This is a genomic window from Pseudomonas sp. CAM1A (assembly GCF_047501685.1).
GTDB lineage: Bacteria > Pseudomonadota > Gammaproteobacteria > Pseudomonadales > Pseudomonadaceae > Aquipseudomonas.
This window is the reverse complement of sequence record NZ_JBFNXP010000001.1, coordinates 342,608-365,762: the sequence shown is the minus strand read 5'-3', so window position 1 is coordinate 365,762 and position 23,155 is coordinate 342,608. Positions and strand designations below refer to the sequence as shown.

Annotated in this window: 25 protein-coding genes; 20 read left to right on the top strand and 5 right to left on the bottom strand. The window is 64.1% G+C overall.

The genetic code is table 11. The features are described from left to right. Positions 1-16: 16 nt before the first annotated feature. From ABZO33_RS01710 to ABZO33_RS01645, 14 genes are all read left to right on the top strand, one after another. Positions 17-1,024: a sulfate ABC transporter substrate-binding protein gene (locus ABZO33_RS01710; protein WP_414534607.1), complete on the top strand. Its 1,008-nt coding sequence runs from the start codon at positions 17-19 to the stop codon at positions 1,022-1,024. A 117-nt stretch (positions 1,025-1,141) separates the two neighbouring features. After that, positions 1,142-1,960, top strand: coding sequence for a sulfate ABC transporter permease subunit CysT (cysT, locus tag ABZO33_RS01705; RefSeq protein ID WP_023629656.1), 819 nt, complete (start codon positions 1,142-1,144; stop codon positions 1,958-1,960). A gap of 13 nt (positions 1,961-1,973) precedes the next feature. Then, a complete protein-coding gene (gene cysW, locus ABZO33_RS01700; protein WP_414534606.1) occupies positions 1,974-2,846 on the top strand; it encodes a sulfate ABC transporter permease subunit CysW in 873 nt (290 codons plus the stop codon). 3 nt (positions 2,847-2,849) lie between these two features. Then, positions 2,850-3,839, top strand: coding sequence for a sulfate/molybdate ABC transporter ATP-binding protein (locus ABZO33_RS01695; RefSeq protein WP_011536261.1), 990 nt, complete (start codon positions 2,850-2,852; stop codon positions 3,837-3,839). Between the two features lie 286 nt (positions 3,840-4,125). Beyond that, positions 4,126-4,908 (top strand): energy transducer TonB, encoded by a 783-nt coding sequence (locus ABZO33_RS01690; protein WP_414534605.1) that lies wholly within the window; start codon positions 4,126-4,128, stop codon positions 4,906-4,908. Positions 4,909-4,938: 30 nt separating this feature from the next. Then, positions 4,939-5,661, top strand: a complete 723-nt coding sequence (locus ABZO33_RS01685; protein WP_414534604.1) for a MotA/TolQ/ExbB proton channel family protein — start codon at positions 4,939-4,941, stop codon at positions 5,659-5,661. A 1-nt stretch (position 5,662) separates the two neighbouring features. Beyond that, positions 5,663-6,064 (top strand): ExbD/TolR family protein, encoded by a 402-nt coding sequence (locus ABZO33_RS01680; protein ID WP_414534603.1) that lies wholly within the window; start codon positions 5,663-5,665, stop codon positions 6,062-6,064. A gap of 192 nt (positions 6,065-6,256) precedes the next feature. Beyond that, positions 6,257-6,838: an alpha/beta hydrolase gene (locus ABZO33_RS01675; protein WP_414534602.1), complete on the top strand. Its 582-nt coding sequence runs from the start codon at positions 6,257-6,259 to the stop codon at positions 6,836-6,838. A 63-nt stretch (positions 6,839-6,901) separates the two neighbouring features. Beyond that, positions 6,902-7,849, top strand: a complete 948-nt coding sequence (locus ABZO33_RS01670; protein WP_414534601.1) for a sigma 54-interacting transcriptional regulator — start codon at positions 6,902-6,904, stop codon at positions 7,847-7,849. 182 nt (positions 7,850-8,031) lie between these two features. Beyond that, on the top strand, positions 8,032-8,817 hold the full coding sequence (locus tag ABZO33_RS01665; RefSeq protein ID WP_414534600.1) for a MetQ/NlpA family ABC transporter substrate-binding protein: 786 nt from the start codon (positions 8,032-8,034) through the stop codon (positions 8,815-8,817). 554 nt (positions 8,818-9,371) lie between these two features. After that, positions 9,372-10,037, top strand: coding sequence for an amino acid ABC transporter permease (locus ABZO33_RS01660; protein ID WP_414534599.1), 666 nt, complete (start codon positions 9,372-9,374; stop codon positions 10,035-10,037). Beyond that, complete coding sequence (locus ABZO33_RS01655; RefSeq protein ID WP_414534598.1) at positions 10,018-10,677, top strand: amino acid ABC transporter permease; 660 nt, start codon at positions 10,018-10,020, stop codon at positions 10,675-10,677. The genes ABZO33_RS01660 and ABZO33_RS01655 overlap by 20 nt, the downstream gene beginning before the upstream one ends. Then, entirely contained in the window at positions 10,674-11,459 is a 786-nt protein-coding gene (locus ABZO33_RS01650) for an amino acid ABC transporter ATP-binding protein (protein WP_414534597.1), read from the top strand. Before ABZO33_RS01655 ends, ABZO33_RS01650 begins: the two co-directional genes overlap by 4 nt. Further along, positions 11,456-12,328 carry a transporter substrate-binding domain-containing protein gene (locus tag ABZO33_RS01645; RefSeq protein ID WP_414534596.1) on the top strand — a complete coding sequence of 291 codons (873 nt, stop codon included), beginning with the start codon at positions 11,456-11,458 and terminating at the stop codon, positions 12,326-12,328. The genes ABZO33_RS01650 and ABZO33_RS01645 overlap by 4 nt, the downstream gene beginning before the upstream one ends. A gap of 34 nt (positions 12,329-12,362) precedes the next feature. On the opposite strand, the gene ABZO33_RS01640 is transcribed toward ABZO33_RS01645, so the two are convergent. Continuing rightward, positions 12,363-14,726, bottom strand: a complete 2,364-nt coding sequence (locus ABZO33_RS01640) for a penicillin acylase family protein (protein WP_414534595.1) — start codon at positions 14,724-14,726, stop codon at positions 12,363-12,365. Between the two features lie 88 nt (positions 14,727-14,814). Between ABZO33_RS01640 and ABZO33_RS01635 the strand changes: the two genes are divergently transcribed. Next, positions 14,815-15,381: a sugar O-acetyltransferase gene (locus tag ABZO33_RS01635; protein ID WP_414534594.1), complete on the top strand. Its 567-nt coding sequence runs from the start codon at positions 14,815-14,817 to the stop codon at positions 15,379-15,381. On the opposite strand, the gene ABZO33_RS01630 is transcribed toward ABZO33_RS01635, so the two are convergent. Continuing rightward, positions 15,360-15,899: a DUF6436 domain-containing protein gene (locus tag ABZO33_RS01630; protein WP_414534593.1), complete on the bottom strand. Its 540-nt coding sequence runs from the start codon at positions 15,897-15,899 to the stop codon at positions 15,360-15,362. The genes ABZO33_RS01635 and ABZO33_RS01630 overlap by 22 nt on opposite strands. 200 nt (positions 15,900-16,099) lie before the next feature. On the opposite strand from ABZO33_RS01630, the gene ABZO33_RS01625 reads away from it, so the two are divergent. Continuing rightward, positions 16,100-17,026, top strand: coding sequence for an alpha/beta hydrolase (locus ABZO33_RS01625; RefSeq protein ID WP_414534592.1), 927 nt, complete (start codon positions 16,100-16,102; stop codon positions 17,024-17,026). Between the two features lies 1 nt (position 17,027). Here the strand turns inward: ABZO33_RS01625 and ABZO33_RS01620 are convergent, their stop codons facing one another. Then, a complete protein-coding gene (locus tag ABZO33_RS01620; protein ID WP_414534591.1) occupies positions 17,028-17,780 on the bottom strand; it encodes a hypothetical protein in 753 nt (250 codons plus the stop codon). Between the two features lie 121 nt (positions 17,781-17,901). Here ABZO33_RS01620 and ABZO33_RS01615 point away from each other — a divergent pair, with 121 nt between their 5' ends. Together ABZO33_RS01615 and ABZO33_RS01610 are read left to right on the top strand one after the other, a co-directional pair. Next, positions 17,902-18,525: a 2OG-Fe(II) oxygenase gene (locus tag ABZO33_RS01615; protein WP_046853760.1), complete on the top strand. Its 624-nt coding sequence runs from the start codon at positions 17,902-17,904 to the stop codon at positions 18,523-18,525. Then, positions 18,512-19,009, top strand: a complete 498-nt coding sequence (locus ABZO33_RS01610; protein ID WP_414534590.1) for a DUF523 domain-containing protein — start codon at positions 18,512-18,514, stop codon at positions 19,007-19,009. The genes ABZO33_RS01615 and ABZO33_RS01610 overlap by 14 nt, the downstream gene beginning before the upstream one ends. Before the next feature lie 81 nt (positions 19,010-19,090). On the opposite strand, the gene ABZO33_RS01605 is transcribed toward ABZO33_RS01610, so the two are convergent. Continuing rightward, positions 19,091-19,573, bottom strand: a complete 483-nt coding sequence (locus ABZO33_RS01605) for a transporter substrate-binding domain-containing protein (RefSeq protein ID WP_414534589.1) — start codon at positions 19,571-19,573, stop codon at positions 19,091-19,093. Positions 19,574-19,801: 228 nt separating this feature from the next. On the opposite strand from ABZO33_RS01605, the gene ABZO33_RS01600 reads away from it, so the two are divergent. Further along, positions 19,802-20,278: a DUF4399 domain-containing protein gene (locus ABZO33_RS01600; RefSeq protein ID WP_414534588.1), complete on the top strand. Its 477-nt coding sequence runs from the start codon at positions 19,802-19,804 to the stop codon at positions 20,276-20,278. 75 nt (positions 20,279-20,353) lie between these two features. Here ABZO33_RS01600 and serA read toward each other — a convergent pair whose 3' ends face one another. Further along, entirely contained in the window at positions 20,354-21,583 is a 1,230-nt protein-coding gene (serA, locus tag ABZO33_RS01595) for a phosphoglycerate dehydrogenase (protein ID WP_023629826.1), read from the bottom strand. A gap of 170 nt (positions 21,584-21,753) precedes the next feature. Here serA and ABZO33_RS01590 point away from each other — a divergent pair, with 170 nt between their 5' ends. Next, the gene (locus ABZO33_RS01590) at positions 21,754-23,151 is read left to right on the top strand and encodes an FAD-binding oxidoreductase (protein WP_414534587.1); all 1,398 of its coding nucleotides are present in this window, start codon (positions 21,754-21,756) and stop codon (positions 23,149-23,151) included. Positions 23,152-23,155 lie beyond the last annotated feature (4 nt).

Genomic DNA, 23,155 nt, shown 5'->3' with positions numbered 1-23,155 from the left:
AATCGGGAGCTTCACCATGTCCATCCGCCGTTATGCGCTTGCCGCCCTGGCCAGTGCCGTTTTTGCCGGTTCCGCGATCGCCAAGGACTACGAATTGCTGAACGTGTCCTATGACCCGACCCGCGAGCTTTACCAGCAGTACAACGCCGAGTTCATCAAGCATTGGCAAGCCGCCAACCCCGGCGACAAGGTGAAGATCCAGCAGTCCCACGGCGGTTCGGGCAAGCAGGGCCGCGCGGTCATCGACGGCCTGCGCGCCGATGTTGTGACCCTGGCCCTGGCCGGCGACATCGACGAGATTGCCAAGCTCGGCAAGACCCTGCCGGAGGACTGGCAGAAGCGCCTGCCGGACGCCAGCACGCCGTACACCTCGACCATCGTGTTCCTGGTGCGCAAGGGCAACCCGAAAGGCATCAGGGACTGGGGCGACCTGATCAAGAAAGACGTCTCGGTGATCACGCCCAACCCGAAGACCTCCGGCGGCGCCCGCTGGAACTTCCTCGCCGCCTGGGCCTACGGCCTGAAGACCGGCGGCAGCGAAGTCAAGGCCAAGGCCTACGTGCAGGAGTTGTTCAAGCACGTGCCGGTGCTCGATACCGGCGCCCGCGGCTCGACCATCACCTTCGTCAACAACGGCCAGGGCGATGTGCTGTTGGCGTGGGAAAACGAAGCCTTCCTGGCGCTGAAGGAAGACGGCGGCAGCGACAAGTTCGAGATCGTCGTGCCATCGCTGTCGATCCTGGCCGAGCCGCCGGTGGCGGTGGTCGACAAGAACGCCGAGAAGAAGGGTAACGAGAAGATCGCCGAGGAGTATCTCAAGCACCTGTACAGCCCGGCTGGCCAGAAGATCGCCGCCGAGAACTTCTACCGTCCGCGTGACGAGAAAGTTGCCGCCGAATTCGGCAAGCAGTTCCCGAAACTGGACCTGGTGACCATCGACAAGGACTTCGGTGGCTGGAAGACTGCGCAGCCGAAGTTCTTCAACGATGGCGGTGTGTTCGACCAGATTTATCAGGCACAGTGATCGGCAATGAAATGAACAGGAGCGGGGCTGCGCAGCAGCCCCGCAAACAAAACCCTTCAGTAGCCTGCACCGGCCCGGGATGACTCCCGGGCTTCGTGCGTTCAACCAGGGACCTTTATGTCACGTCGCATTTCCCCCGTCATACCCGGCTTCGGGCTGACGCTGGGCTACACCTTGGTGTACCTCAGCCTGATCGTGCTGATACCGCTGGCGGCCATGTTCATTCATGCCTCGCAGCTGACCTGGGAGCAGTTCTGGAACATCGTCAGCGCGCCGCGGGTCATCGCCGCGCTGAAACTGAGTTTCGGCACCGCCCTGTTCGCCGCCATCATCAATGGCGTGATCGGTACCCTGCTGGCCTGGGTGCTGGTGCGCTACACCTTCCCCGGGCGCAAGGTCATCGACGCGATGATCGACCTGCCGTTCGCCCTGCCCACGGCCGTGGCCGGCATCGCCTTGACCGCCTTGTACGCCCCTGCGGGCTGGGTTGGTCAGTTCGCCACGGATCTTGGTTTCAAGATCGCCTACACCCCCCTGGGCATCACCCTGGCGCTGACCTTCGTCACCCTGCCGTTCGTGGTGCGCACGGTGCAGCCGGTGCTGGCCGATATCCCGCGTGAAGTCGAGGAGGCCGCCGCCTGCCTGGGCGCGAAACCTTTGCAGGTGTTCCGCCATGTACTGGCCCCGGCGTTGTTGCCGGCCTGGCTGACCGGCTTCGCCCTGGCCTTCGCCCGCGGCGTGGGCGAGTACGGCTCGGTGATCTTCATCGCCGGCAACATGCCGATGAAGACCGAGATCCTGCCGCTGCTGATCATGGTCAAGCTCGACCAGTACGACTACACCGGCGCCACTGCCATCGGCGTGCTGATGCTGGTGGTTTCCTTCATCCTGCTGCTGCTGATCAACCTGCTGCAGCGGCGCATCGAAACCCCTTGAAGGAGGCCGGCTAATGTCTTCGTCTTCCATTGGCGCGACCGCCGCCGCCAACGCCGCCCGGCGTGGCAGTGCCACTTCGCGTCGCGTGCTGATCACCCTGGCCTGGATCGTCTTTGCGCTGTTCCTGGCCCTGCCGCTGGTGATCGTGGTGTCCCAAGCCCTGAAAAACGGCTTCGGCACCTTCTTCGAGGCGATCTTCGAGGCCGACGCGTTGTCTGCGCTAAAGCTCACTCTGCTGGCGGTGGCCATCTCGGTGCCGCTGAACCTGCTGTTCGGGGTCAGCGCCGCCTGGTGCGTGAGCAAGTACAGCTTCCGTGGCAAAAGTATCCTGGTGACCCTGATCGACCTGCCGTTCTCGGTGTCGCCGGTGATCGCCGGTCTGGTCTACGTGCTGATGTTTGGCGCCCAGGGGCTGTTCGGCCCGTGGCTGCAGGACCACGATATCCAGATCGTGTTTGCCCTGCCGGGCATCGTCCTGGCGACCATCTTCGTCACCGTGCCGTTCGTTGCCCGTGAGCTGATCCCGCTGATGCAGGAGCAGGGCACCCAGGAAGAGGAGGCCGCGCGCCTGCTCGGCGCCAACGGCTGGCAGATGTTCTGGCACGTCACGCTGCCGAACATCAAATGGGGCCTGATCTACGGCGTGGTGCTGTGCACCGCCCGGGCCATGGGCGAGTTCGGCGCGGTGTCGGTGGTGTCCGGGCATATCCGCGGCGTCACCAACACCTTGCCGCTGCATGTGGAGATCCTCTACAACGAGTACAACCATGTCGCGGCCTTCAGCGTGGCCAGCCTGCTGCTGATCCTGGCGCTCTTCATCCTGCTGCTCAAGCAGTGGAGCGAGAACCGTATTAACCGCCTGCGCCACAGCGCCGCGGAGGAATGATTCATGTCGATCGAAGTTCGTAACGTCAGCAAGCGCTTCAACAGCTTCCAGGCCCTGGACAACATCAACCTGGATATCCACAGCGGCGAGCTGGTGGCCCTGCTCGGCCCGTCAGGTTGCGGCAAGACCACCCTTTTGCGCATCATCGCCGGCCTCGAGACCCCGGATAACGGCAGCATCGTGTTCCACGGCGAGGACGTGTCCGGCCACGACGTGCGCGATCGCAATGTCGGCTTCGTGTTCCAGCACTACGCGCTGTTCCGCCACATGAGCGTGTTCGACAACGTCGCCTTCGGCCTGCGCATGAAACCCAAGGGCGAGCGTCCGAGCGAGAGCAAGATTGCCGAGAAGGTTCATGAGTTGTTGAACATGGTCCAGCTCGACTGGCTGTCCGACCGCTACCCCGAGCAGCTTTCCGGTGGTCAGCGCCAGCGTATTGCCCTGGCCCGTGCCCTGGCGGTGGAGCCCAAGGTATTGCTGCTCGACGAGCCGTTCGGGGCGCTGGATGCCAAGGTGCGCAAGGAACTGCGCCGCTGGCTGGCGCGTTTGCACGAGGATATCAACCTGACCTCGGTGTTCGTGACCCACGACCAGGAAGAAGCGATGGAAGTCGCTGACCGCATCGTGGTGATGAACAAGGGCGTGATCGAGCAGATCGGTTCGCCTGGCGAGGTGTACGAGAAGCCGGCCAACGACTTTGTCTATCACTTCCTTGGTGACTCCAACCGCCTGGCGCTCAGCGAAGGCCACCATGTGCTGTTCCGTCCGCACGAGGTGTCGCTGTCGCGCCATGAGACCGAAGGCCACCATGCCGCCGAGGTCCGCGATATCCGTCCGTTGGGCGCGACCACCCGGGTGACCCTGAAGGTGGAAGGGCAGAGCGAGCTGATCGAGGCCGAAGTGGTCAAGGACCACGACAGCCTGACCGGGCTGGCGCGGGGGGAGACGTTGTTCTTCCGCCCGAAGGTGTGGCAGAAGGTGGCGGATATCTGAGCTGGCGCTTGAGATGAAAAACCCGGGCATGGTCCCGGGTTTTTTATTGCCTGGACGGACGTAATCGCGGGGCAAGCATGCCATTCGAGCATTTTTCATATGCCCTTAGGGCATCCAAAAAGCACAGGTCGGCTGCAGGCCTTTGCTAGCGGGCCCTGCAAGGAACTTGGTAAAACATTTAGATTAAAAAGATCTAGTTTTAACTTTAAACATTACTTTATGAGCTAAGTCTTTGGGCCCGATGATTCAGCCACCACCTGAATCAAGCACCCCAGGAGTTTTAGCAATGGGCAATGTCCAGACGGCCGTCAGGGCCTACGACCAGCCATGGCGCCCGGCACCGGGTGACTTGGTCGAGCTCGGACGCACGCTGCGCCTGCCGCTTGGCCAGCTGCGCCTGCAGCGTACGCCGGTCAGTGGCCTCAAGCGTCGCGACAAGCTGGCGCTGGGCCTGCTGGTGCTGGTGCTGCATGGCGCGGCGGCGTACTGGGTCAGCCATCAGCCGACTCCCCAGCTGCCGGTCATCCCGCCGAAGATTCCGCCCATGACCATCGAGTTCGCGGCCCCCGCACCGCCTGTGGTCGAGCCGCCTGCGCCGACGCCCGTGGTCGCGCCTGCGCCGCCACCGGTTGTCGACGAGTTGGCCGTCAAGCCCGCGCCCAAGCCGGTCCCGAAACCCAAGCCAGTGCCCAAGCCGCAGCCTAAACCCGTCGAGGCGCCACCGCCGACACCGGTCGCCGCGCCAGCACCCCCGGCGCCGGCACCTGCGCCACCCGCGCCTGCGCCAGTGACCCCTGCCTCGGCCAACGCCGCGTACCTCAAGAACCCAGCGCCGGAATATCCGCAGATGGCCCAGCGCCGTGGCTGGGAAGGCACCGTGCTGCTGCGCGTCGAGGTGCTGCCCAGCGGCAAGCCGGGGCAGATCCAGATCCAGAAGAGCAGTGGCCGCGATGCCCTGGACGCCGCCGCGCTGGCGGCGGTGAAGCGCTGGAGCTTCGTCCCGGCCAAGCAGGGCGACGTGGCCCAGGTGGGCTGGGTCAGCGTACCGATCGATTTCAAGCTTCGTTAACTTGCGAGCGCACACAGGAAGGACTTCATCATGAGCTTGTTGGCATCTCCCCTCGAATCCGTTGAAGGCGCGGTCATCTGGCTGCTGGTCGGTTTCTCCATCGCCACCTGGGCGCTGGCCCTGGTCAAGGTCGTGCAGTTCGTGCGCCTGAAAAACCAGGACAAGCGCTTCCACCAGCAGTTCTGGGCTGCGTCCAGTCTCGACTCCGCCGCCGAGCCCGCCCACGACCTGCCTGGCCCGGCCGCCCGTGTCGCCCAAGCGGGCTTTGCGGCGATCGCGGTTGGCGAGGCTGGCCAGGCCAGTGACCTCAGCCAGGCCATCAACCACCAGGATCGCCTGGAACGCGCCTTGCGCCAGCAGATCGTTCGCGAGCGCCGTTCGTTGGAGACCGGCCTGGCTGTGGTCGCCAGTATCGGCAGCACCTCGCCCTTCATCGGCCTGTTCGGCACGGTGTGGGGCATCATGGAAGCGCTCAAGGGCATCAGCGCGGCGGGCTCGGCAAGCCTGGAGACCGTGGCCGGGCCGATCGGTGCCGCACTGGTGGCCACCGGCGTGGGTATCGCCGTCGCGGTGCCGGCGGTGCTGGTCTACAACTATTTCCTCCGTCGCCTGAAGCTGACCGCGGCGGACCTCGACGACTTCGCCCACGACTTCTACAGCCTGGCGCAGAAGAGCGCCTTCCGCGTGCTGGTGCACCCGGCGGTGCACAGGCCGCAGGCCGGTTTCACCCAGCCGGTGAAGGAGGCCTCCTGAGATGGCCTTCTCGACCCAGGACAGCGATGAAGTGTTGAGTGAAATCAACGTCACGCCATTGGTGGACGTCATGCTGGTGCTGTTGGTGGTGTTCATCGTCACCGCGCCATTGCTGACCAACGCCATCCCGATCAACCTGCCCAAGACCGAGGCCGTGGCCCCGGTGGAGCAGAAAGATCCGCTGGTGGTGAGCATCGATGGCCGCGGCAAGCTGTTCATCAACAAGGACGAGATCCAGCCCGACTTGCTGGAAACCAACCTCAAGGCTGCCAAGGACAAGGACGCCGAGCTGCGTGTGCAGCTGCAGGCCGACGATGGTGTGAACTACGGCGAGGTCGCCCGGGCGATGGCGGCGATCGAGCGTGCCGGGATCAGCAAGCTGGCGGTGATCACTGCTCGCTGACCGGCGATACCTTCTTCAGGCAAGTGCTTAGGGGCCATTTTCCTTGGCAGGGGGTGGCCCTTTTTTTATGCGCGAAGCCAAGCCTCTGCCATGTTGAATTTTGGTTATTAATAAATAGCTTCTTATTCCTTTACGAATATAACCCTCTCCCTATACTTGCCTCCAAGCACGCAAACTTCCGGAGGCGTTCCCATGCGCAATGAGTCGATTCGTTACCTGATTGTGCCGGGCTGGCAAGGATCGCCAGACAACCATTGGCAGAGTCACTGGCAGCGCAGCCTGCCCAACAGCGCCAGGGTCGAGCAGCATGACTGGCTGACCCCACAGCGGCGCGACTGGGTCCAGGCGCTGGAGCAGGCGATTGCCGCCGAACGCTCGCCGGTGATTCTCATCGCCCACAGCCTGGGCTGCATCACGGTCGCCCACTGGGCCGCCCAGGCTAGTCCGGAGCTGCTGCACCGGGTGCGCGGCGCGCTGCTGGTGGCGCCAGCGGATGTCGAGCGGCCGAACTGCGCGCCGGCCCTGCGCAATTTTGCGCCGATTCCCCTGCAGGCCCTGCCGTTCCCGAGCCAGGTAGTCAGCTCCGACAACGACCCGGCGGTGAGCGTGCCGCGCGCGTTGTACCTGGCGCAGGCCTGGGGCGCCGAAGCCGGGCTGCTGGCCAACGCCGGGCATATCAACGTCAAGTCCGGGCACCAGCGCTGGGAGCAAGGCTTTGCCTATCTCTACCGGCTGCAGGCCCGTGTCGACCAGCGCGCCCTGCGCCGCGCCTGATCCACAGGTTTCATCGACCGAGCTGAATCCCTCGACCGCTTGCGGCCGGGGCGGGAGTATTCCATGACATTTCACACCCCTTTCGGTCAGCCGCTGCTGACCTTCCCCGAACTGGACAAGAGCCCGCTGAGCATCCGCGCCAAGGCGCTGGTGTTCGTCGACCCGCGCTCCCAGGCGCTGCGCCAGGCCCTGGAGCGGCTGGCGCCACAACCCTTGCCTGTGTTGATCCGTGGTGAGACCGGCACCGGCAAGGAGTTGCTGGCCCGGCAGATCCACCGCGCCAGTGACCGCGGCGGGCTGTTCGTCTCGGTCAGCTGCGCGGCCATCAGCCCGACCTACGCCGATGCCGAGCTGTTCGGCTACAGCGCCGGTAGCCAGGGTGGTACTGCCAGCAGCCGTGCCGGATGGTTCGGCTCGGCCAATGGCGGCACGTTGTATCTGGACGAGATCGCCGACCTGCCCCTGGCGATCCAGGGCAAGCTGCTGGCGGCCTTGGAAAATCGCGAAGTGACCCGCGTCGGCGCCACCCAGCCCCAGGCGGTGGATGTGCGTTTGGTCGCCGCGTCGAGCATCGACCTGGCCCAGGCGGTGCGGGCCGGCCGCTTCAACGAGCGGCTGTATCACTACCTGCATGAGGGCGAGTTGGAACTGCCGGCGCTGCGCGAGCGGGTCGGCGATATCCTGCCGTTGGCCGAATATTTCGTGGGCATCTACAGCGTGCGCCTGGATCGGCCGCTACCCCTGATCAGCGAGGCCGCCCAGCAGGCGCTGGAAGCCCACGCCTGGCCGGGTAATACCCGCGAGCTGGAGAACGTCATTCACTTCGCCCTGTTGGTGAGCGACGGCGATGAAATCCTCCCGGAGCACCTTGACCTGCCGGACACCAGCCCCCTGGCCAACTTGGCGCGACAGCTGGAACAGCTACGCCGTGGCGGCGAGGCGCAGACCCTTGCTGAACTGCGTGGGCTGCTGGGCGAAGCCCTGGCGCGACTGGGTGAAACCGCGCCTTAGAGCGGCGCGCTGGCGCTCATGACCAAAGGCCATGATGGCCAGTTGTTTTTGGAATAAGCAGCTAATCAAAAGATATTGTTACGGAATAAAAATTCTCGGTATTGTCCGTTGCACGCCCACCCGAACGGATGGGCACCCGACGTCGCCATCTGCGATGGCCCAGCTATAGAACAAGGATCACCATGAAAAAGACCCTGCTGACCACCGCCCTGGCTGCCGCCCTGTCGTTCACGGGCCTCGCCAACGCCGCTGAAAAACTGGTGGTCGCCGCCACGCCTGTGCCGCACGCGGAAATCCTCGAACTGATCAAGCCGACACTGGCCAAGGAAGGCGTGGACCTGGAGATCAAGGTCTTCACCGACTACGTCCAGCCCAACGTGCAGGTCGACCAGAAGCGCCTGGACGCCAACTACTTCCAGACCCTGCCGTACCTGAAGAACTTCAACGAAGGCAAAGGCACCCATCTGGAAACCGTGGTCGGCGTGCATGTCGAGCCGTTCGGTGGCTACTCGAAGAAGGTCAAGAGCCTGGCCGAGCTGAAGGACGGCGCCACCGTGGCCATCCCCAACGAGGGCAGCAACAGTGGCCGTGCCTTGCTGCTGCTGCAGAAGGCCGGGCTGATCACCCTGAAGGATCCGAAGAACGCCCTCGCCACGCCGAAGGACATCGCCGAGAACCCGAAGAAGCTCAAGTTCAAGGAGCTTGAGTCGGCCATGCTGCCGCGTGTGCTGGATCAGGTCGACCTGGACATGATCAACACCAACTACGCCCTGGAAGCCGGCCTGAACCCAGCCAAGGACGCCCTGGTGATCGAAGGCAGCGATTCGCCGTACGTGAACTTCCTGGTCGCCCGCCCGGACAACAAGGACAGCGCGGCTATCCAGAAGCTGGCCAAGGCGCTGACCAGCCCGGAAGTGAAGGCATTCATCGAGAAGAAGTACAGCGGCGCGGTACTGCCGGCGTTCTGATACGCGGGCTGGTACGAGAAACGCCGACGCATTTTGCGTCGGCGTTTTTGTTTGAGCTGGCTTGAAGAGGGACCGGCAGCTCCGGCCCTATCGCGGGGCAAGCCCGCTCCTACGCAGCCCATTCCCGCAAAAGTGGGGGCGCTTGTGGGAGCGGGCTTGCCCCGCGATGGCGTCTTCAGCGCTGACTGGCCAGGGCCCGGCGCAGCGCCAGGAGCCACAGCAGTTGTTCGTTCGAAGCAGGCAAGCAGGGGCTATTCATCGTTGTCTTCCTTGTTGAATGTGATGGGCCGTGCAAGTCACAGTTTGAAACCCCTTGGAGGGGAATTTGCTCGGAAAGATCCCTGCGTCATGAAGGAAATTTCTGAGCGTCACGGGGCGGTGATATAGATATGCAATAAAGATATTTATAAAAATATTTTTATACCTTTAGAGTCTAGGGGGTCGTGCTTACCGGCACAGCGCCACTATTCGTCAAACGACGCCGAGCCACCCTCGTGCCGACCCTGGACCTGCCCCATGCCGTACTTTCGTGACCCCGTGCCGAGGCCCCTTCCATGAGCTTCGACACCGCCTTCATGCTTAGCACACTGCCGGCCTTCTTCAACGCTGTTGGCGTGACCCTGCAGGTCGGGGCGATCGCAATTGTCACCTCGTTGCTGGTGGCGCTGCTCAACGCGACGATCCTGGTATTGCGCACGCCGTACCTGTGGCGCCTGGTCAAGGGCTACGTGGAGCTGGCGCGCAACACACCGCTGCTGATCCAGCTGTTCTTCGTCTATTTCGCCTTGCCCAGCCTGGGCGTGAAAGTGTCGGGCTTTGCCGCCGCGATCATCACCATGACCTTCATGGGCGGTGCCTACCTCACCGAGGTACTGCGCGCCGGGGTCGAGGCCGTGCCACGGGCGCAGCTGGAGTCCGGGCGCTCCATCGGGCTTTCCGAGGGCCAGCTGCTGCGCCATGTGATCCTGCCCCAGGCCGGCATCCTCAGCCTGCCGGCACTGTTCGCCAACTTCGTCTTCCTGCTCAAGGAGACCACCGTAGTGTCGGCGGTGGCGGTGCCGGAGATTCTCTACACCACCAAGAACTACATCGCCCTGTACTACAAGACCTACGAAATGCTCGCCGTGCTGACCCTGCTCTGCGTGCTGATCTTCCTGCCGCTGTCACTGCTGCTGCGTTACCTGGAACGGAGGCTGCAACATGGCCAGTTCGGGCATTGAGCTGCTGCTGGTTTCGCTGCCGCAGCTGGCCAAGGGCGCGGGGCAAACCCTGGCGATCTCGGCGCTGGGCATCCTGTTCGCCACCTTGGGCGGCGTGCTCTACGGCGTGCTGGCGACCCTCGGCAACCGTTGGCTGAACATCCTGCTGCAGGTGTACCTGGAACTGTTCCGGGCGATTCCGGTGCTGGTCTGGCTGTACCTGGTGTTCTTCGGCTTGCCGATCTTCTTCGGCCTGAGCATCCCCAGCTTCTGGTGCGCGGTGCTGGTGCTGGGCCTGTGGGGCGCCAGCGAGGTCGGCGAGGTGGTGCGCGGCGCACTGCAGTCGCTGCCACGCGGGCAGCGCGAGGCGGGGTTGTCGATCGGCCTGGGCGGCTGGCAGCTGTATGCCTATGTGCTGCTGCCCCAGGCGCTCAAGCGCATGACCCCGCCGACCATCAATATCTACACGCGGATCATCAAGACCAGCTCGCTGGCGGTGCTGATCGGCGTGGTCGAAGTGATCAAGGCGGGCCAGCAGATCATCGAGCGCACCTACGAATCGGTGCTGATCTACGGCGCGCTGTTGCTGTTCTTCTTTCTTGTCTGCTATCCGCTGTCAGCCGCCTCCCGCGTGCTGGAGCGGCGCTGGGCCCACGCATGAATCCATTGATCGAATTCCAAGGTTTCAACAAGTTCTTCGGCCAGCACCAGGTGCTCGCGGACATCGACCTCAAGGTCCAGGCCGGCGAGGTGGTGGTGATCCTCGGCCCCAGCGGCTGCGGCAAGAGCACCCTGCTGCGTTGCCTCAACGGGCTGGAGGAGGCCCAGGGCGGCAGCCTGCGCCTCGACGGCCAGGAGCTGCTCGGCGCCGACACCGACTGGCGCCAGGTACGCCAGCGGGTCGGCATGGTGTTCCAGAGCTACCACCTGTTCGGCCACATGAGCGTGATCGACAACCTGCTGTTGGGTCCGCTGAAGGTGCAGAAGCGCGAACGCCGCGAGGCCCAGGCCCAGGCCGAGGCGCTGCTGGCCAGGGTCGGGCTGCTGGACAAGCGTGACGCGTTCCCGCGCCAGCTCTCCGGTGGTCAGCAGCAACGCATCGCCATCGTCCGTTCGCTGTGCATGAACCCCCAGGTGATGCTGTTCGACGAGGTCACCGCCGCCCTTGATCCAGAGATGGTCAAGGAGGTGCTGCAGGTGATCCAGGGCCTGGCCCGCGAAGGCATGACCCTGCTCATCGTCACCCACGAAATGGCCTTCGCCCGCGCGGTGGCCGACCGCATCGTGTTCATGGAGGCCGGCAGGATCCTTGAACAGAACCACCCTGAGCGCTTCTTCACTCAACCGCAGACCGCACGCGCGCAGCAGTTCCTGGAGAAATTCTCGTTCGTCGAAAGCCTGCCCAAGACACTGTCTAAGCCACTGCACAAGGAACTGTCATGAAGACTGCCCCGTTTGCCAAACTGCTCGCGCCATTGCTGGGCCTGGCCCTGCTGGCCGGCTGCAACAAATCCGAAGACCCGGCCAAGCCCGCCGCCGCCTCGCCGGCCAGCAGCTACCTGGAAACCATCAAGGCCCGCGACAAGCTGATCGTCGGCGTGTTCACCGACAAGCCACCGTTCGGCTTCGTCGATGAAAGCGGCCGCTACGTGGGCTTCGATACTGACATCGGTCGTCGCTTCGCCAAGGACCTGCTGGGCGACGAGAACAAAGTCGAGTTCGTTGCCGTCGAGCCTGCCAGCCGTATCCCGTTCCTGCAGAGCGACAAGGTCGACCTGATCCTCGCCAACATGACCGTCACCCCCGAGCGCAAGGAGGCCGTGGACTTCACCAACCCCAACCTGCGTGTGGCGGTGCAGGCCATCGTCGCCGATGGCAGCCCGGTGCAGAAGCTCGACGACCTGGCCGACAAGACCATCATCGTCACCACCGGCACCACTGCCGACATTTGGCTGACCAAGACCCACCCGGACTGGAAACTGCTCAAGTTCGAGAAGAACACCGAGTCGCTGGCCGCCCTGGCCAACGGCCGTGGTGAAGCCTATGCCCAGGACAACCTGATCCTGTTCAGCTGGGCCAAGCAGAACCCGGGCTATCGCGTACTACCGCAGTTGCTGGGTGACGAGGCGCCGATCGCCCCGGCGGTGAAGAAGGGCAACACCGAGCTGCGCGACTGGGTGAACAGCGAGCTGGCCAAGCTGGGCGAGGAGAAATTCTTGCTCAAGCTGTACGACCAGTACGTGCGCAAGGACCTGAGCGACGACACCAAGCCTGAGAGCGTGATTGTCGAAGGCGGCAAGTGGCAGGGTTGATTATCTGAACGGGGCTGCTTTGCAGCCCCGGTTTCTATCTGGGCACCAGCCGCAGCGTGCTTTGCGCCGGAATCACCCCCATCCGCGCCTTGTGATAGCGGCCCTCGATATAGTCCTCGGCCTGGTCGCCATAGTGCCGGTCGAACGGCACGCCACTCTGGCCGACCGGGTTGATGGTCAGCGCGGCGCCAGCGTCGGCGAAGTCGATCAGGCGACGGGTGGATGGCCCGTAGGTGACCGGCCAGGGCGCCGGGCCGATCTTCGCTGACAGGTTGTTCGGCACCTCGTGGGTCCCCGGCGCGGCGTAGGGGCCGACATTGAACAACAGGTTCAGCGGCTTCTTCACGCCCAGCGGATGGTTGTGGGTGAGGGTATGGGCCTTGCCCCATTGCCAGCTTGCCGGATCCTTGCCGAAGGTCTCGCGCAGGTGCTTGAGGCTGCGCTGCCAGGCCAAACGCACGATGGCGTTGCGATCGGTATGTTCGTTGCTACCGCGCAGGTTCCACCACGGCGATTGAGGGTCGGCAGCCAGGCGAGGTAAAGCAGCGTCGATGGCACGGGTACTGATCAGCACCGGGAACCAGGTGTCGCCCAGCTCGTCGTGCAGGGCGGCGAACGCCAGCTCGTAGAGGAACTGGTTGAACAGCGTGGCGCTGGTGGAGTCCAGGGGATAATCGCCGCGCCAGGCAGCCAGCTGCTCGACCAGCTCCTTCTCCTCGTCGCCCTGGGCAATGTTGCGCAAGGTGCCGAGCAGCGGTGCCAGGGTACGCGGGCCATAGTCGGTGCTGGTGTCCAGCTGCAGAGCCTGGCTGTTCTGGGTGTCCCACTTGATGTCCGGATTGCTCAGCTGGCGATCCAGCTGACGACCCCGGTCGGCCAGGTTGTAGTAGCCGGGCACGGGCAGTGCGCCCGGTGGCTGGTAGTTGGCCGAGACGATGTAGCCACTGGCCGGGTTCTCCTGTTGCGGATTGGCGCTGAAAGGGTAGAAGCCCGGCTTGTCGGCCTGGCCGCTGGCGCCATCGAGAATGAACGCCGGGTTGACGCCGTCCGGGCGGATTGGCAGCCGCGCCGCCGCCCACCAGCCGATATCGCCCCGGGCATTGGCCCACACCAGGTTCAGCCCCGGTGCCTGGACCTTGGCCGCCGCCTCGCGCATCTTGCCCAGGGTGTCGGCGCGGTTGATCTGGTAGAAACCCTCGAGTATCGGGTTGTCAGTTTCCAGGAAGGCCCACCACATGGCGATGGGCGTCGGGCCGGCGGTGTCGCCGAGCACGCTGTTGACGATCGGACCGTGGGGCGAGCGGCGCAAGGTGATGCTGGCCGGCTCCGCGCCCTTGACCGCGATTTTCTGCTCGGACTTTTCCAGTGGCTGCCATTTGCCGTCGACCATCACCTGCTCGGGGTCCTGCGGATTGGTCCGCTCCGCGATCAGGTCGACGTCGTCGTTCTGGAACATGGTCAGGCTCCAGCCGAAGTCGCGGTTGTGGCCGAGCAGGGCGAACGGGTTGAGCGCCTGGAAGTAGCCATACAGGTTGAAGCCTGGTGCCGACAGCTCCGCCTCGTACCAGATCGCCGGCACCGCGAAGCTGATGTGCGGGTCACCCGCCAGCAGCGGCCGGCCGCTGCGGGTATGGCTGCCGGCCACGGCCCAGGCGTTGCTGCCCTCGAACTGCGGGATGCCGGCATCGCCCAGGGCCTCGTGGCTGAGCCGTGCCAACTGCTCCAGGCTGCGCCAGTCGGCGGCGGCCAACGGCGTGGCCACGGCGCCGTCGGGCTGCCAGTCGAGGTCGAAGATCTTCAGGTATTCGGGGCCGAGCTGGTCGCGGATGTAGGTCAGTGCCGGGTCGGTGCGGAACGCGGCGGCGAAGCTGTAGGCGAGGTAGCCGGCAATGCTCAGGGTGTCCTCGGCGGTGAACGGGCGCGGGGTGATGCCGAGCAGGTCGAACTCCATCGGCTTGGGGTGGCTGGCCTGCCACTGGTTGATGCCGTCCAGGTACGCCTGCAGCGCTTGCCAGGCCGGTGACTGGCGGTCCTGGCGCTGCACCATCAAGGCCGCCTGGTCGCGAATGCGCAGGCTGCGGAACAGGGTGTCGGTGGGCAGCAACTTCTCGCCCAGCACCTCGGCCAGCTCGCCGCGAGCCAGACGGCGCATGATCTCCATCTGGAACAGACGGTCCTGGGCTTGCACGTAGCCCAGGGCGCGGTACAGGTCCTGCTCGTTTTGGGCCTGCAGGTGCGGCACGCCACGGGCATCGAAGCGCACGCTGACCGGCGCCTGCAAGCCGTTGATGGCCGCTTCGCCATCACGCTGGGGCTGCTTGCCCTGCACATACCAGTAACCGCCGCCCGCGGCGGCCACGGCGATCACCACTGCCAGCAAGGTCAGGCTGCGCTTCATCGAGACTCCTTGTGCACTCGAGCGAAATAATGTGGTCCGATCATCGGCGGATTCGCGAACTGAGCATAGCCCCCTGAAAGGAGTTTCCATGTCCCTCAGCGAAAAACAGAAAATGCTGGCAGGCCAGCTCTACCATGCCGGCTGCCCCGAGCTGCAAGCCGAGCAGGCGGCCAACCGGCAGTGGATGCACCGCTACAACGGCAGCGTCGAGCAACCCAACGAGGCGCGCCATGATTTGTTGAAGGCGCATTTCGCCAGCGTGGGCGAAGGCGTGGTGATCCGGCCGCCGTTCCACTGCGACTACGGCTACAACATCAGCGTGGGCGCCAACACCTTCATGAATTTCAACTGCGTGATCCTCGACGTGCTGCCAGTGCGCATCGGTGCCGACTGCCAGATCGCCCCGGCGGTACAAATCTACACCGCCGACCACCCACTGGACCCGGCGCTGCGCCGCAGTGGCCTGGAAAGCGGGCGCCCGGTGATCATTGGCGACAACGTCTGGATCGGCGGCGGGGCGATCATCCTGCCTGGGGTGACCATCGGTGATAACGCCGTGGTCGGCGCCGGCAGCGTGGTGACCCGGGATGTGCCGGCGGGGGCTGTGGTGGTCGGTAACCCGGCGCGGGTGCGTCAATCGATCCAGGGGCAATAGCAGCCGACCGCCAGGGTATTCGAGGCCTGCACCCGACGCCCTTGTGCCAGCGCCTTGAGGATCGGCTCGATGAAACTATTGCTCGAGTTACACACCGCACCTTCGCTGTAGGGCCCGAAGTAGGCGAGGTTGCCGTCGTGGTCCCAGATCGCCACGGCGGGGCTGGCGGGCAGGTGCTCGCTGCCGGGCAGGCTGGCCAGGGGCTTCAGCGCTCCCAGGTTGGCCGGCAGCTGGCCGTGGCTGCCAGGCTTTTGCACGACATGGAAGCTGACCCCGAGCGGTGCGAAGTGCTCGACCAGTTCGCCCAGGTGTTGCTGGTTGCCGACATTGCACGGGCAGGCCGGGTCCCAGAAGTGCACCACGCGGATCGGGCCCGGGCCAGCCAGCTCGGCAGGGAGGCGCAGTTGGCTGCCGTCGAAGAAGGTGGTCTGGTTGTCGAACGGTCGCAGGTAGCGGGACTGGAAGCTGTCGTAGGCCCACCAGGCGGTGGCAGCGCAGAGCAGCAGTGCAAGGAACATCAGAAGTCGCTTCGCCATAGGAGCCCGGTCGCGGTACCGGCAGGCGCGGGTCTGTTCCGCGATGGCTGCGGTGAAGCCATCGCGGGGCAAGCCCGCTCCCACGAGGTCGCGTGTTTCGTTGAGAAAGGCAGCAAGCTTGCCATGACGCGGCCCAGAGCTGAATATCGCAGATCAATACTTGCTTCACTCTGGATGTACCGATGTCTGCCAGTTTCCACCCCGACCTGCTGCGCGCCAGCCTGTCGCCCCTTGCCGATCGCCACCTGCTGTCCACCCAGGGCCAGGCCTACCAGGGCTTCTACGGCCTGGGCCTGTCCGCGCACAGTTGGCTGGGCGGCTTCCAGGTGGCGGGCTTCGACCTGGTCGGCCAGGTCTGGCTGCCCGAGCGGCCACAGGCGACGGTGTTCCTGCTGCATGGCTACTACGATCACATGGGCCTGTACCGCCACGTGATCGAATGGGCCCTGGGGCGCGGCTACGCCGTGATCGGCTGCGACCTGCCGGGGCATGGCCTGTCCAGTGGCGAACGAGCCAGCATCGATGATTTCGGCATCTACCAACAGGTGCTCGAGGCTCTGTTCGAACAGGCCCGGCTGCTCGACCTGCCACGGCCCTGGCATCTTTGCGGCCAAAGCACTGGTGGGGCTATCGTGGTCGACCATCTGTTGCACCAGGGCGAAAGCAGCCCTGTCGACGGCGAGACAATCCTGTTGGCCCCACTGGTGCGCCCGCGAGCCTGGGGCTGGTCGAAGCTGAGTTACCGGGTGCTGCGCCACTTCGTCAACGGCATCGAGCGGCGCTTCAGCGAGAACACCAACGACCCGGCTTTTCTGCCTTTTCTCGAAGCCGACCCGCTACAACCACGGCGCCTGCCGACCGCCTGGGTCGGTGCGCTGATGAAGTGGGTCCGGCGTATCGAAGCCGCGCCGTGCAGCACGCGCAGGCCCCTGATCGTGCAGGGCGAGGCGGACGGCACGGTGGACTGGCCATATAACCTCAAGGTGCTCAAGGCCAAGTTCGCCGAGCCGCAGATCCTCATGCTGCCCGAAGCGCGGCATCACCTGGCCAACGAACTGCCTGGCATCCGCCAGCGCTATTTCGAGTTCATTGGCCAGCGCCTGGGCTGACTTACTTCAGGTTGGCGGCGTTCTGGCCCACGGCCAGGGCCGAGCGAATCGCGGCCACCGCAGCTTTGTAGTAAGCCTGGCCGTCCGTCGATTCGGCGAAGGTGGCGAACTGCTCGAGCTCAGCGTCGGACAGGTCGCGATAGACGTACAACAACGTGTTGTTCAGGTCCTCGCCCACCTGGTTCATCAAGCGCTGGCGTTGGCCATCGAGCAGGTTCTGGGCCTGGCCGCCGCCGAACAGGCCGGGCAGCATCGAGCTCAGGCTGTCGGCCGCCACGCCGGCGATCGCCAGGCTGACCTCGGCGCCGGCCTCACGGGCAGGCAGGGCCTGGGCCAGGTGGCCGACGATCAGCAGGCGGTTGTCGCTGGCCTGGATCTTCGGCAGGCCCTTGGCGTGCTTGGCCAGCTGGTCCTTGCGCGTGGCAAGCAGTTCGGCGGCCACGACCTTGCGCCCCAGCGGCGACTGGAAGAAGGCCAGGGCCGGCGAGGGGTTGGGCAGGTTGGCGCGCAGTTGCGCCTGGGCCCGTTGGTCCATGGCCTGGGCCTGGAAGCGTTGGTTGCTGTTGTTGACCAGCGCCTGGTAAACCGCAGGCGGCAGGCTGTTGCGGTAGCGCTGCTGGGCGGCGCTCACGGCATCGTTGAAATGGGCGCGCTGGTCGGGCCAGCCGGCGACCTTGTATAGCTGATCGAGGGTGTCTGCCCAGACAGGCATGGTGCAGATCATCAGCAGAAGCAGGGAAAACAGACGGCGCATTCAGGACTCCTGTCGGCAGGCCGCTATTGTCCTTGGCGTGGCGGGGCTTTGTCGAGTCGCCAGCGGCGCTTCCTGACCAAGTGGCGCTGTGCGAGCGATGGCCGAATGGCTATGATGCGCCATGCACATTCCTTCCGAACATCCGCTGCTGTCGACCATCGTCGATGACCTGGCCACCCGTGGCTGGTCGCAGCAATCTCTTTTCCTGCCCGACGAACTGTCGCGCGCGCTGGCGGCCGAATGCCGTCGTCGTTACGCCGAGGGTGAGCTTAACCCCGCCGGCATAGGGCGTGGCGCCGCGCAGGAGATCCGCGAGGCGATCCGTGGCGACCAGATCCAGTGGATCGACCCCGGTGAATCGGAGGTCTGCGACCGCTACCTGGGGGCGATGGACAGCCTGCGTCAGGCCATCAACCAGGGATTGTTCCTGGGGCTCGAGGACTTTGAGTGCCACTTTGCCCTGTATCCGCCGGGCGCCTTCTACAAGCGCCATCTCGACCGCTTCCGCGACGATGACCGACGCATGGTGTCGGCCGTGCTGTACCTCAACGAGGGTTGGCAGCCGCAGGATGGTGGGCAATTGCGCATGTTCCTGAAGGGCGATGTCGAGCACGACGTGGCGCCGTTGGCTGGCAGCCTGGTGGTGTTCCTGTCGGGTGAAGTCCCGCACGAGGTACTGCCGGCAGGGCGTGAACGGCTGTCGTTGACCGGTTGGTTCCGGCGCCGTGGCAATGAGCCGTTCTGAACTGCCGAAGGTGCTGGTCAGCGCCTGCCTGCTGGGCCAGCCGGTGCGCTATGACGGGCGTGCCAGCGGGCATCCCGACCTGTTGCAGCGCTGGCAGCACGAGGGCCGTGTGGTGCCATTGTGCCCCGAAGTGGCGGGCGGCCTGCCGACACCGCGGCCTCCGGCGGAGATACCTGGTGGACAGGGCACCCAGGTGCTGGATGGGCAGGCGCAGGTTCTGACCGTTGCGGGCGAGGATGTCAGTGAGGCGTTCCTGGCCGGCGCGCAGCGGGCGCTGGAGCTGGTGCGTAGGCATGGCATCCGGGTGGCGGTGCTCAAGTCCGGTAGCCCGTCGTGTGGCAATCTGCTGACCTATGACGGCAGCTTCAGCGGTGTGAAGGTGGCGGGTGAGGGCGTGACCACGGCCTTGTTGCGGCGCGAAGGGGTGCTCGTGTTCAGCGAGCTGGAGCTGGAAGACGCGCAGCGAGCGTTGAGCCAGATCTGATCGCGGGGCAAGCCCGCTCCCACGCGATGCTGAGCATGACGGCAGCGTTGCGGGGGAGCGGGCTTACCCCGCGATGCGGTGTTACTGTCCGGCGCTCGCCTGCTTGGTGCCTTTGAGCCATTTGCTTTCCAGGTCAGCCAGGCGGCCATCGTCCTTGATCCGTTGCAGGGCATTGTTCACAGCCGTCTCGAAGGCTGGATTGTCCTTCAGGTACGGAATCACCAGTTTCTGGCTGGCCAGGGTCCGAATGGTGTCGAGTTGGTCGCTCGGTTCGACGTCTTGCTTGTTGAAGGCCATGTCGAACTTGCCGTTCTCCACCCCGGGCAGCACCTCTTCGGCCGCGGTCTCGACGAACTCGGCCCGCACATCCAGCTCCTTGGCCAGGGCCTGGCCCAACTCGATCTCGAAACCGGTCAGGTGCTCGTTCTCCTTGAACGCATAAGGTGGTGAGTCGCCCAGCACGGCAATGCGCAGTTCGCCACGGTCGTTGATTTCGTCGATCAGTTCGGCCTGGGCCAGTGGGCTGAACAATACCGCCACCAGAATGCCAATGGTCAAACGCATGAGTGCCCCTTTCTTGTTCGGCAGATGAATTGCTTTCGCCGCGGCTTTCTCGTTTACCCCGGTCGAACGCAGCCTATGACCTCCAGGTCGCGGCAAGGTTTTCTTCTGCCCTGAAATATTTCTGTCCCTGTTTTTGAACCTCTGCCGGTCGGGCTGGACTATGGTGAAGTACCGCTGTGCTTCGTTTAAGTGATAGCGGTCAATTGAAGTGAATCACAGGAGAAGTGAATGAAAAGCCTATTTTCGCGTGCTGCCGTCGCCGGTCTGCTGATGGGGGCGTCGGTGTTCGCCAGTGCCGCGGACGCGCTGAAGAGCGAGCAGCCACCGGAAGGCGCCAAGGTCTTCATCGTTTCACCCGCCGACGGGGCCACGGTCGACAAGACCTTCACCGTCAAGTTCGGCATCGAAGGCATGCACCTCAAGCCTGCGGGTGACCAGACCCCGCACACCGGCCATCACCACCTGCTGGTAGATGTGGACAAGGCGCCGGTCGCCGACATGCCGCTGCCGACCAGCCTGATGCCGGAGAACAACGCACCCCTGCCAGCCGGTCCGCAAGTGCTGCACTTCGGCAAGGCGCAGACCGAAGCGACCATCACCCTCACGCCGGGCAAACACACCCTGCAACTGGTGCTGGGCGACAAGTACCACGTTCCGTTCAAACCGAGCGTCGAGTCGCAGAAGATCACCGTCAACGTCAAGTGACGCTGAGCCGGTAGCAGCGGTACGAACGAAAAAGGGAGGCCTCCAGGGCCTCCCTTCTTCATGCAGCCGGCAAGCTTAGAACAGTACGCGCGAGCGGATAGTGCCCTTCACGTGCTGCAGTTTTTCCTGGGCCAGATCGGAGTACTCGGCATCGACGTCGATGACCACGTAACCCACTTTCTCGTCGGTCTGCAGGAACTGACCGGAGATGTTGATACCGTTCTCGGCGAACACTTTGTTGATCTCGCTGAGCACGCCCGGGATGTTTTCGTGGATGTGCAGCAGGCGGTGCTTGCCTGGGTGGGCCGGCAGCGCGACTTCCGGGAAGTTGACCGACGACACCGAGGTACCGTTGTCGCTGTACTTGACCAGTTTCTCGGCCACTTCCAGGCCGATGTTGGCCTGGGCTTCGGCGGTGGAACCACCGATGTGCGGAGTCAGGATCACGTTGTCCAGGCCACGCAGCGGGCTTTCGAACTCTTCGTCGTTGGAGCGCGGCTCGACCGGGAACACGTCGATGGCGGCGCCGATCAGGTGCTTGTCCTTGATCGCGGCGGCCAGGTGGTCCAGCTCGACCACGGTGCCACGGGCGGCGTTGATCAGGATCGCGCCCTTCTTCATCGCGCGGATTTCCTTCTCGCCGATCATCCACTGGGTAGACGGCAGCTCAGGTACGTGCAGCGAGACGATGTCGGCCAGGCCCAGCAGTTCGTTAAGGCTGGTGACCTGGGTGGCGTTGCCCAGTGGCAGCTTGGTCAGCGGGTCGTAGAAGTAGACCTGCATGCCCAGGCCCTCGGCCAGCACCGACAGCTGGGTACCGATCGAGCCGTAGCCGACGATGCCCAGTTTCTTGCCACGGATCTCGAAGGAGTTGGCCGCGCTCTTGATCCAGCCACCACGGTGGCAGGAGGCGTTCTTCTCGGGGATGCCGCGCAGCAACAGGATGGCTTCGGCCAGCACCAGCTCGGCCACCGAACGGGTGTTGGAGTACGGCGCGTTGAACACCGCGATGCCGCGGTTGCGGGCCGCGCTCAGGTCGACCTGGTTGGTGCCGATGCAGAAACAGCCGACCGCGACCAGTTTCTTCGCACAGTCGAAGACCTCTTCGGTCAGCTGGGTGCGCGAGCGGATGCCAATGAAGTGGGCATCGGCGATCTTTTCCTTCAGCTCTGCATCCGGCAGCGAGCCAGTGAGGTACTCGATGTTGCTGTACCCGGCAGCCTTGAGGATATCCACCGCATTCTGGTGGACGCCTTCAAGAAGAAGGAACCTGATCTTGCTCTTGTCGAGAGAAGTCTTGCTCATCTGCGTAAACCTGTATCCCGGAGAAAAATGGCGAGGGGGGTGAAGCGGCGCGGCGTCGGCCTTAGCACGAACAGCGGGAGGGCTATGCTAGCATACGCGACACAATCTGAGCCCATCCCGACAGGTGAAGCGTGCTCAGGGTGACTATGAATAAGTCGAGAGTTCCAGCGATGACCCAGTCCGTGGTAATTGATGAACTGATGACCCTGGTCGACCCTGGCAAGGTCCTCACCGACCCAGCCTCGCTCGACGCCTACGGCAAGGACTGGACCAAGCACTACCCACCTGCGCCCAGCGCGATCGTCTTCCCCAAAACCATCGATCAAGTCCAGGCCATCGTGCGCTGGGCCAACCGGCACAAAGTCGCCTTGGTGCCATCGGGCGGGCGTACCGGGCTATCGGGTGCGGCAGTGGCGGCCCATGGCGAGGTGGTGGTCGCCTTCGACTACATGAACCAGATCCTGGCCTTCAATGAGTTCGATCGAACCGTTGTGTGCCAGCCGGGGGTGGTAACCCGCCAGCTTCAGCAGTTCGCAGAGGACCAGGGGCTGTACTATCCGGTGGACTTCGCCTCCTCCGGCTCCAGCCAGATCGGCGGCAATATCGGCACCAATGCCGGCGGGATCAAGGTGATTCGCTACGGCATGACCCGCAACTGGGTGGCCGGGCTGAAGGTGGTCACCGGCAAGGGCGAGATGCTCGAGCTGAACAAGGACCTGATCAAGAACGCCACCGGCTACGACCTGCGCCAACTGTTCATCGGCGCCGAAGGCACCCTGGGGTTCGTGGTGGAGGCGACCATGCGCCTGGACCGTGCGCCGCGCAATCTCACGGCGATGGTGCTGGGCACGCCTGACTTCGACGCGATCATGCCAGTGCTGCACGCCTTCCAGGGCAAGCTCGACCTCACCGCTTTCGAGTTCTTTTCCGACAAGGGCCTGGCCAAGATCCTCGCCCGGGGCGATGTGCCCGCGCCATTCGAAACCGACTGCCCGTTCTATGCGCTGCTGGAGTTCGAAGCCAGCACCGAGGAGGTGGCCAACGAAGCCTTGGCCACCTTCGAGCACTGTGTCGAGCAGGGTTGGGTGCTGGACGGGGTGATGAGCCAGAGCGACACCCAGCTGAAGAACCTGTGGAAGCTGCGCGAGTACCTGTCCGAGACCATCTCCCACTGGACGCCGTACAAGAACGACATCTCTGTCACCGTCTCGAAAGTGCCGGCGTTCCTGCGCGACATCGATGCCATCGTCGGTGAGCATTATCCCGACTACGAGGTGGTCTGGTACGGCCATATCGGCGACGGCAACCTGCACCTGAACATCCTCAAGCCCGACCACATGAGCAAGGACGACTTCTTCGCCTCCTGCGCCAAGGTCAACAAGTGGGTGTTCGAGATCGTCGAGCGTTACAACGGCTCGATCTCCGCCGAGCACGGCGTGGGCATGACCAAGCGCGATTATCTGGGCTATAGCCGCTCACCGGAAGAAATCGCCTGCATGAAGGCGATCAAGGCGGTGTTCGATCCGAACGGCATCATGAATCCGGGTAAGATCTTCGCTCCCGAATAAAAAG